This window comes from Pseudoalteromonas sp. SWYJZ19, assembly GCF_015864375.1.
Taxonomy (GTDB): domain Bacteria; phylum Pseudomonadota; class Gammaproteobacteria; order Enterobacterales; family Alteromonadaceae; genus Pseudoalteromonas; species Pseudoalteromonas arctica.
In genome coordinates this window covers 395,683-403,647 of the sequence record NZ_JADYXI010000002.1, presented here as the reverse complement: position 1 = coordinate 403,647, position 7,965 = coordinate 395,683, and the positions used below count along the sequence as shown (strand labels likewise).

6 protein-coding genes are annotated in these 7,965 nt (G+C 38.4%); 2 read left to right on the top strand and 4 right to left on the bottom strand.

From position 1 onward, the window contains the following. Positions 1–154: 154 nt before the first annotated feature. The gene (locus tag I6F45_RS03745; protein WP_197159673.1) at positions 155–1,087 is read right to left on the bottom strand and encodes a hypothetical protein; all 933 of its coding nucleotides are present in this window, start codon (positions 1,085–1,087) and stop codon (positions 155–157) included. A 75-nt stretch (positions 1,088–1,162) separates the two neighbouring features. Beyond that, entirely contained in the window at positions 1,163–2,548 is a 1,386-nt protein-coding gene (gene radA, locus I6F45_RS03740; protein WP_024590039.1) for a DNA repair protein RadA, read from the bottom strand. Between the two features lie 362 nt (positions 2,549–2,910). Here radA and I6F45_RS03735 point away from each other — a divergent pair, with 362 nt between their 5' ends. Continuing rightward, positions 2,911–5,388: a PilZ domain-containing protein gene (locus I6F45_RS03735; protein ID WP_010553175.1), complete on the top strand. Its 2,478-nt coding sequence runs from the start codon at positions 2,911–2,913 to the stop codon at positions 5,386–5,388. Between the two features lie 20 nt (positions 5,389–5,408). Here I6F45_RS03735 and serB read toward each other — a convergent pair whose 3' ends face one another. Then, on the bottom strand, positions 5,409–6,437 hold the full coding sequence (gene serB, locus I6F45_RS03730; protein WP_165740678.1) for a phosphoserine phosphatase SerB: 1,029 nt from the start codon (positions 6,435–6,437) through the stop codon (positions 5,409–5,411). A 152-nt stretch (positions 6,438–6,589) separates the two neighbouring features. Here serB and I6F45_RS03725 point away from each other — a divergent pair, with 152 nt between their 5' ends. Further along, complete coding sequence (locus I6F45_RS03725) at positions 6,590–7,210, top strand: AhpA/YtjB family protein (protein ID WP_007581635.1); 621 nt, start codon at positions 6,590–6,592, stop codon at positions 7,208–7,210. On the opposite strand, the gene I6F45_RS03720 is transcribed toward I6F45_RS03725, so the two are convergent. Beyond that, positions 7,177–7,944 (bottom strand): TatD family hydrolase, encoded by a 768-nt coding sequence (locus I6F45_RS03720; protein WP_165740679.1) that lies wholly within the window; start codon positions 7,942–7,944, stop codon positions 7,177–7,179. The two genes, I6F45_RS03725 and I6F45_RS03720, sit on opposite strands and share 34 nt — an antisense overlap. Between the last annotated feature and the right edge of the window lie 21 nt (positions 7,945–7,965).

Genomic DNA, 7,965 nt, shown 5'->3' with positions numbered 1-7,965 from the left:
CAAGCGCACAGGGCGTGCATCTGTGAAAGTGTTATGGCAAGGATGGCTTAAGTTACAAGCCATCCTGGAAGGCTACGATTTAGCAAAATCTCTTGAGCCAGACTTGTGATCAAGAGACAGCCAATTGGCGCCTTTATTAATACAAAACTAAGGCTTAATCACCTTTAACTTCTAAGTTAATAAACTTAACTAGCTCTTCAGGTTGCCCTATTAGCATCATAACTTGTTGGTTAATTTCCATCATAGTTTTACCTTCAGGTAGCTTTGCAGACACACTGAATGAATTTAAACCTTTAGCAAAGCTAGTTAAAGCCTCTGCAATATTTTCAGTTACAGGAGCCTGTTGTAACTGCTGCTCTAACATCATTTCCATTTGCTCTAGCGTCATGCCTTGCTTTTCAAGCTCGCTTGATAGTAAGTCTTTTAACTTACCTTGGTTATTTAAAGCAAAGCTAACATTGCGCGGCTCTAACCTACTCATTGCTTGCATAACAAGTGTTTGCTGCTGTAACTCTTGCTCATAAGTAAGTGGCTGGTTACCCGCTTCTTGCTGCGCTTTACTAATCGCCAATGAAGCATCCATTAATGCTTTTGAATTAGCCAAGCCCATATCCATATTAAAACTAACAATGTCTTTTGCATCAAGCTTAACTACTACATCACTATTGCCAGACTCTTCATCGTAATCAAGTGATGAATGTAAGTCGTAACTTGCCGACGCGAGCATTTCATTTGTATCAGCAGGTAATTTTGAAACAAAATCTTTATCAAACTGAAAGCTTTTTACATCAAATGATGTATGCGGTGATATTTTATCTGGCTCGTAACCTGTTATTTCAATGCTTTGAATATTAGCAACATTGTCGCCCTCTGGGCTTATTACTTCCATGTTTGTTATTTCTACGCTTTTTGAAATAACACTTGCCGATAAACCAGCGTATTTAAATGTAGCGCCAGTTTGCTCGCTTACTAAAGCAAGTTGCTTATCTACTTCTGCACGCACTTCTTGTGTAGCTACATAATTTGCATAGCTCACGCCACCAACGCCCGCAGCTACAATCGCTGCAACTATTACTAACTTTTTCATGTTATTTCCTTATTCTATTCTTTGTGTAAACCGAGTTTTATTAAGAGTAACATTACACATTAACACCCGTAAGTATTAATTAATTAAACTAAGCAACTCATGTACTGTTTTAACTGGGGTAATTTTAGCGCCCAGCCCTTCCATCGACTTATGGTAATTACGAAATGGAATATATATTTCTGTAAAACCATGTTGTGCTGCTTCTTTAACACGTGGCACACCACTATCAATTGGGCGTACATCGCCGTTTAAGCTGAGTTCGCCCATAATACACGTGGTACGTGGCACAACAAATTCATTTAAGCTGCTAAGTAACGCGGTTACTAATGCTAAATCAATACAAGTTTCTGTTTCATCAATTCTTAGGCCACCCACAATATTAAAAAACGTATCGTGGAATATTTTGGTTTTAGTGTGTTTTCGTAATATGCCAGTCAGCATTTTTATGCGGTTCATGTTTAAACCAACGCACACACGCTGCGGAAATTCCGCCTCGGTTTCGGTCGTTAAACACTGAATTTCCAGCAATAAATTACGATTGCCTTTACGAATACAGGTAATTGTAGAGCCTGGCGAGTCAGTGGTTGAACCCGACAAGAAAATTTCGCTCGGGTTATCAACGCTTAACATCCCACGTTCGCACATTTTAAAAATGCCAACGGTATCTATATCACCAAAGCGGTTTTTATTTGCCCTAAGGGTTCGAATTTGCCCATCGTTGGTGTCTATGTGTAAAAGCGCATCGACAATATGTACAAGTGTTTGAGGACCTGCTATTTCGTTATTTTTATTTACATGAGCAATAATAAACATGGTTACATCATTTTGCTTACAGTATTGAGTCAATGCTTGGGCGGCACTTTTTACTTGCGAAGGCGAACCTGGGCTACCATTTGCCGTTTCGGTTACAACCGCTTGAATAGAGTCAATAACAGCAAACTTAATTTTATTTTTCTCGAGCTCTTCAATGATGGTTTCAACACTGGTTTCTGAAAGTAAATAAAGCTCGTCAGGGTTATAGTTTAACTTTAAACGATTTACCCTGTTTTTAAACTGCGATAATGACTCCTCGGCCGTACAGTAAAGTGACGGCATACGTTGTGACATTCTCGCCACTAGATCAGATAGCAAGGTTGTTTTACCAGCACCTGGATCACCCGAAATTATATTAACAGAGCCGGTAGTTACACCACCGCTTAGCACACGATCGAGCTCGCCTATTTCAGTTAGCTGTTTTTCTGCCTCTGACGTAGCAATATCATTAATTTTTTTAGAGCCGCCACCAGCACCGCCAGCATAACCACCTACATTTGCTCGAACTGACGCTTTTTTACTCTGCCCTGCTGAAGGTTTAAATTCTGCTAATGTGTTCCACGCACCGCAGCGGCATTGACCCTGCCAACGTGGGTAGTTCATGCCACATTCTGTACACACAAACTCTATTTTTGCCGCTTTAGTCATTTATAACCTTATCTACGATTCTCTAATTTTAAAAACATTTACTTCTAATAACTTATTTTGCCACTTCAAGCATTTACTTAGCAACAAACTCTTGCCTGCGTAAAAATCTAGCGTCACAATCATTAAATACACATGGTGTTTCTTTTTAGCTATAATTTAGGGCATACTTTTTGCTTTGAAATAGTTTAAAGTAACTTGCCAACAAAATGGCATATAACACATAATAACAAGAGCTAAACAGTAGTAACTAAAATAATTGTACCTATATTAATAACATAGCGCGATTTAACGTTTATTGAACTTCTAATAAATGGACTTAACAGTATACCTACTTTTTCAATTAGACGGTGATGGTTTTATAAATGGCTGATGACATAATGCTCAAACACGAAGACCTCGTGAATGAGTTAAAAACATATTTAGGCAATGCTAAATTTGACCTAATTTTCAAATCAAAAACCGCTGGGTTAACCAAACCTGAGCAATTTTTGATGAAAATGGAAATGTCACGCTTATCTCAGCCAGTGGCACGCTTTGTTGATCTTCGTGGATTAGTGACGGGCCAAGTAAAACCGTATGAGCATAACGGCAAACAGCACTTTATGGATGACACAGCCATTGAAGTGTTTGAAAAAGCACTTAAACAGCATGGTGAATATACCCTAGCCGTTTACGAAGCCGTAATGAATACAGAAAATAACCACCGAGTATTACAAAAACAAGCCGCCGAAAAATCAGAACTACAAGAATCAGAAAGTAACTTAAGCACTGAAGTCATTAAGTTTGCCTCTTACGAGAGCCGCCGTGAAGAACGGATGAATTACTCAATAAAAGTAACTATTGATTACAAAGATAAAAAGAACATTGCTGCTAGCACCTCAGATATATCTTTAAGCGGTTGTAAGGTTAAGCTTGCAACGCGCTACTCTATAAAAAAAGGTGAACTAATAGCAATGCGCTTGGTAGGCCTTGAACAAGACTTTGAACTTGGCCTAAAAAACGGTATTCAATACGAGGTTGTTGCCGTTGAAAATATCTCTCGTGAATACAACCACATTCGCTTAAAACGCACTTATATCGAAAATAACGACGCCTTTAATGACTTTTTAGAAAGCTTTATTCACGGTAATAAACGTCGTTATAAAGTAAATTTAGATAACACGCTCGATGCTGTAGTATCAAAGGGGTATGAGCAATACTACATCCCTCGTGTAACGTCTTTATATGTATTTTTAAGCAAAAAAGATGAACAGTATTACCCAAGCCTTAGCCTTACTACTGAAAATAATATTTTTATCCAGCGCTATTTTACCGATGAAAGAAAAACACCGTGTTTGTACAATATACTCAATCATCAGCGCATTACACAATTACTAACCCAAATTACCGCGGTCAAAGAAGATTACCTCTATACATTTACACATATATCATCGGGTAAAATTTACTATTACTCTGCGACACGAACTGAGCTAAATAATAACCCTAAATTACGTGATCTATTTTTAGGTTTTGGTAGCCAAAAAGAAAGTTGGCAGTGCTTTAAAATACAAATAATGCCAAGTCATCCAGATGATTCTTTTATACCGCTTTCATTACCTAATAGTGCTGGCGCTAATATTGAAAAACTCAACAAGCCGCCTTCCCCTCGAGTTAAAGGCCTTATAAAAGACGTTAAATATATTGTTGTACTTACAAGTATTGGCAATAAAACAGAGCAAGCAGATTATAAACAACTTACTTTTGATAAAGCGTTAGTAAATCAGCTTAAACATTTTGGCCACGCAAAACATAAAACGCCACCTTATTTAGATATTGTGCCACTTGAATACGTAAATTTACGCTCGCATAAGCGCTACCTTTATAAAACACCGGTTAGCGTCACTATTAATGATGAAGTATTTAACGGTTATACACGTGACTTTTCTGTAATGGGTTTGCAATTAGAGTGCGAGCAACCAGTCACATTTAAAAAAGGTGATATAGTACTTTTAACATTTCCTGAGCTTCAAAAAATAACTAAAAAGCATAAACTTAGCGAACTAAAGTACGAAATAATGGCCATTAGTAAGTCATTCACTACTATTAACCTAAAAGCGAATCGTGTTGCTGATTTACCCCATGCTGGCGTGACTTTTTTCACTCAGCTAATAGAAGGTAATAAAGACAAACTTAAAGTATCTGAAGAAGCGCCAAAAGTAGAAGGCTTATCTACCGCGCTTAGAAATATGGTTACAAAAAGTGTATGCCAATTTCCGCTGTATTTACACAAGGAAGCTGCACACTTTAAAACAGGTGCAATTGGTTATGGCTTATACGCCAGTCCTATGCATGTTATTTTGCAAAATTTTGGCTTATTAGGTAACAAAACTGACTTTTCGAGTATCCTTACCGAAGAGCAAATTATTAATGTAATAACGCCTAATATTAAAGATCGCAGTCGCCAAGACGCACCGCTTGCTTTTACACTCGCTATTAATTTCGACCCTCGTAAGGGCAAAATTGAAGAGGCTATTGTTAGCCAATGCGCTTTAGGTGAAGACTACTCAAGCTTTTATAAACAAATTAGTAAAGGCATTACATCACAACTTATATTTGTGATGCGTTTGTATATTTCGCGCACAGGTCGCCCCGATACTGACTACCTATCTAATGAGCTTAAATACGTAAGCCAATATGCAATGCATAAAGCAAAAGATTTAGAAGAAGCATTATGGGCTGTTGCAGGCGTGGGGGACGTAGTAGATATAACTGAAGAAGCTCTAAGCCATTTAGAGCTTAAAAAAGAGCAAGTTGAACAAATGGGCCGCCGTAAACTAATTTGGTTAAACCGCTTACGCTAAGCAGTTTAACTTAAACAACTTTAAAGAGCGGGCTCTTTATCTAACGGAATGGCCAACATATACAACAATTGTAATAATGACCCTTCACAAATAGCCGCTTGTGCTTGCTCAACTACTTTAGGTTTGCCATGCACTGCTACACCTAGGCCAGCTTTTGCCATCATGACTAAATCGTTTGCGCCATCGCCAATAGCAACTGTTTGCGACTTCTCAAGCCCTAGTTTATGTTGTAACGACTCTAGAATAATTGCTTTTTGTTGTGCATCTACAATTGTACCCAGTACTTTACCTGTTAGTTTATCGTCTTTAAATTCGAGTACATTAGCGTGCACTTCATCTAAATTAATAAGCTCTTGAACGCGCTCTGCAAACGGTACAAAACCACCTGATGCAATTGCTAAATACCAGTCATGCTGTTTTAGAATTTGACACAGCACTTTAATGCCCGGCATGAGTGGCAATGCACTTTTTAGCTCTTCAATTAAGCTTTTTTCAATACCAGCCAGTTTAGCTACGCGCTGATTTAAACTCTCGCTAAAATCAAGTTTACCCGCCATTGCAAGTGCGGTTACAGAGGCAACTTCGTCGTAAACATCCGCAAGGCGTGCTATTTCGTCTATGCACTCAATAGTTATTGCAGTTGAATCCATATCCATAACCAATAAACCAGGCTCATATAAATTAGGCACAGTAGCAACTTGCACTAATTGACAATCTAGAGTGCTTGAAAACTCTTGTAGTACTAACGGGTTTATAGCTTGATCGGAGTTTTGCGCGTAAAAACACAGTGCTGGAGCTAACCCTAAATCTGGTTGATATTGGCATATAGCAGTGACGGTTTGGTTATGCATAGCTAAAAAATCAATAATGCTAACAATGTGTTTTTCTTCAAAATCACCCGCAAATGCGATGCTAAATAACCCTAATGCTTTGTTTGGTATATAATCAAGAGGTGTAAATGCACCACCACTATAGCTAAACCATTTATTTAGAGTTAAGTGTTGTAATGGTTGCTCAGCAGCTTGCTGTGCCATGTTGATTTGCGACATGGAATCTCCGTGTTTATTTTTATTTTCCTGATAATTGGCATATCATAACTGGTATTCTCAACACTAAATTCGCCATCAGGTGGGGTTTAAGGTTATAGTTAGTGTAGTTGTAACATCAAATCAAAATGCTGTCAGTAGCATAAACGGTGACTATGAAAAATAACCATATTAAAAACCCTATTACTGCTTCTCAAAGAAAACGACTTGTTCGCTTAATACTAGCGGCTGGTTGTTTTGTATTACTAAGCTGGGTAGGTGTTAATAGTAGTTTTCAGAGTCATCAGTTACTTTATGATAGTGCCGATAGCACGGCAAAAAGCCTCACTCAGTTTATGGCTTTAAATGTTAAAACACCGCTTATTGAAAAAAACAAACCACAGCTCAACGCCATTTGTAACGATATAAGTAAAGATGAATTTGTACTTTCTGCGACTATTTATGATCAACAAGGCATTTTAATTGCTAGCAGTGACAATTGGCAGTCACATCATATTTATGGACAACTCCCTGACTCTACACCGGGTATTAGTAAACTAAAAACACCTTTTATGGAACCCGTGATAAGCGATGATGACCGCCCTATAGGCTTTGTGTCTGTTACTTATTTAACTCGCGCCGCAATATCCGACAGCCATAATCATTTTCATGACTTAGGTCGTCAAGTATTGTTAATGCTAGTGATTGCATGTATTTTTACGTGGCAGTTAGGGCGTGGATTAAAACGTTGGCAGGTAAATCGCTATATGCAAAAAACATCTGAACAAGAATCGTAAAGCTGCTTTGCAAGCGTCCCTCTTTCACTATGTGGCTTTAAATCACATAACGCGTTAAATACATCAGGTATATGTAATGGCGTGTTAACTTCACCTTGATGACCGCTTAACGGCATTGAAGGTGAGTCGGTTTCAAGCACTAAGTGCTCTGGCTCAATAGCAGCAATAACAGCGCGTGTTTTAACTGCGCGATCATAGGTAATAACACCGCCTATGCCAAGCTTAAAACCCTGCTTAATATAGTACTGCGCTTGTTGAAGTGAGCCCGAAAAGGCATGAATCACTCCCCCGTTTTTTGGCTTACACCGCTTAAACGATTGCGCAATTAAATCATGGCTTTGCCTATGATGCACAATAAGCGGTAAATTAAGCTCATTAGAAAGCCCTATTTGCTGCTCAAATAAATAAGTTTGTTTAGGAAGGTTTTCAATACTTCGATCAAGCCCGCACTCCCCAATAGCAACCAGCTGATGTTTATTTGTAGTCGCGAATTCAAATAACGCTTCTATGTGCGATTCGTTATGTTGCTCTAAAAAGTAAGGATGTAGCCCTGCGGCTATTTTTATACTTGGGTAAGTTGCTTTGAGTTTTATGAGAGTATGTGATTGAGCAAGCGTAATACCCGGCACAACAAACTGATTAACTCCCTTTGCTACACACTCACTTATGAGCGATTCACGATTCGAATCAAACTCGCTAAAGTCGAGGTGGCAATGAGAGTCAATAAATTGCACGGTTACTTACTCATCTTTTAA

Bases quoted from the DNA above. Each gene is read 5' to 3' on its own strand.
- I6F45_RS03745 (WP_197159673.1), bottom strand. From the start codon at position 1,087: ATGAAAAAGTTAGTAATAGTTGCAGCGATTGTAGCTGCGGGCGTTGGT.
- radA (WP_024590039.1), bottom strand. From the start codon at position 2,548: ATGACTAAAGCGGCAAAAATAGAGTTTGTGTGTACAGAATGTGGCATG.
- I6F45_RS03735 (WP_010553175.1), top strand. From the start codon at position 2,911: ATGGCTGATGACATAATGCTCAAACACGAAGACCTCGTGAATGAGTTA.
- serB (WP_165740678.1), bottom strand. From the start codon at position 6,437: ATGTCGCAAATCAACATGGCACAGCAAGCTGCTGAGCAACCATTACAA.
- I6F45_RS03725 (WP_007581635.1), top strand. From the start codon at position 6,590: ATGAAAAATAACCATATTAAAAACCCTATTACTGCTTCTCAAAGAAAA.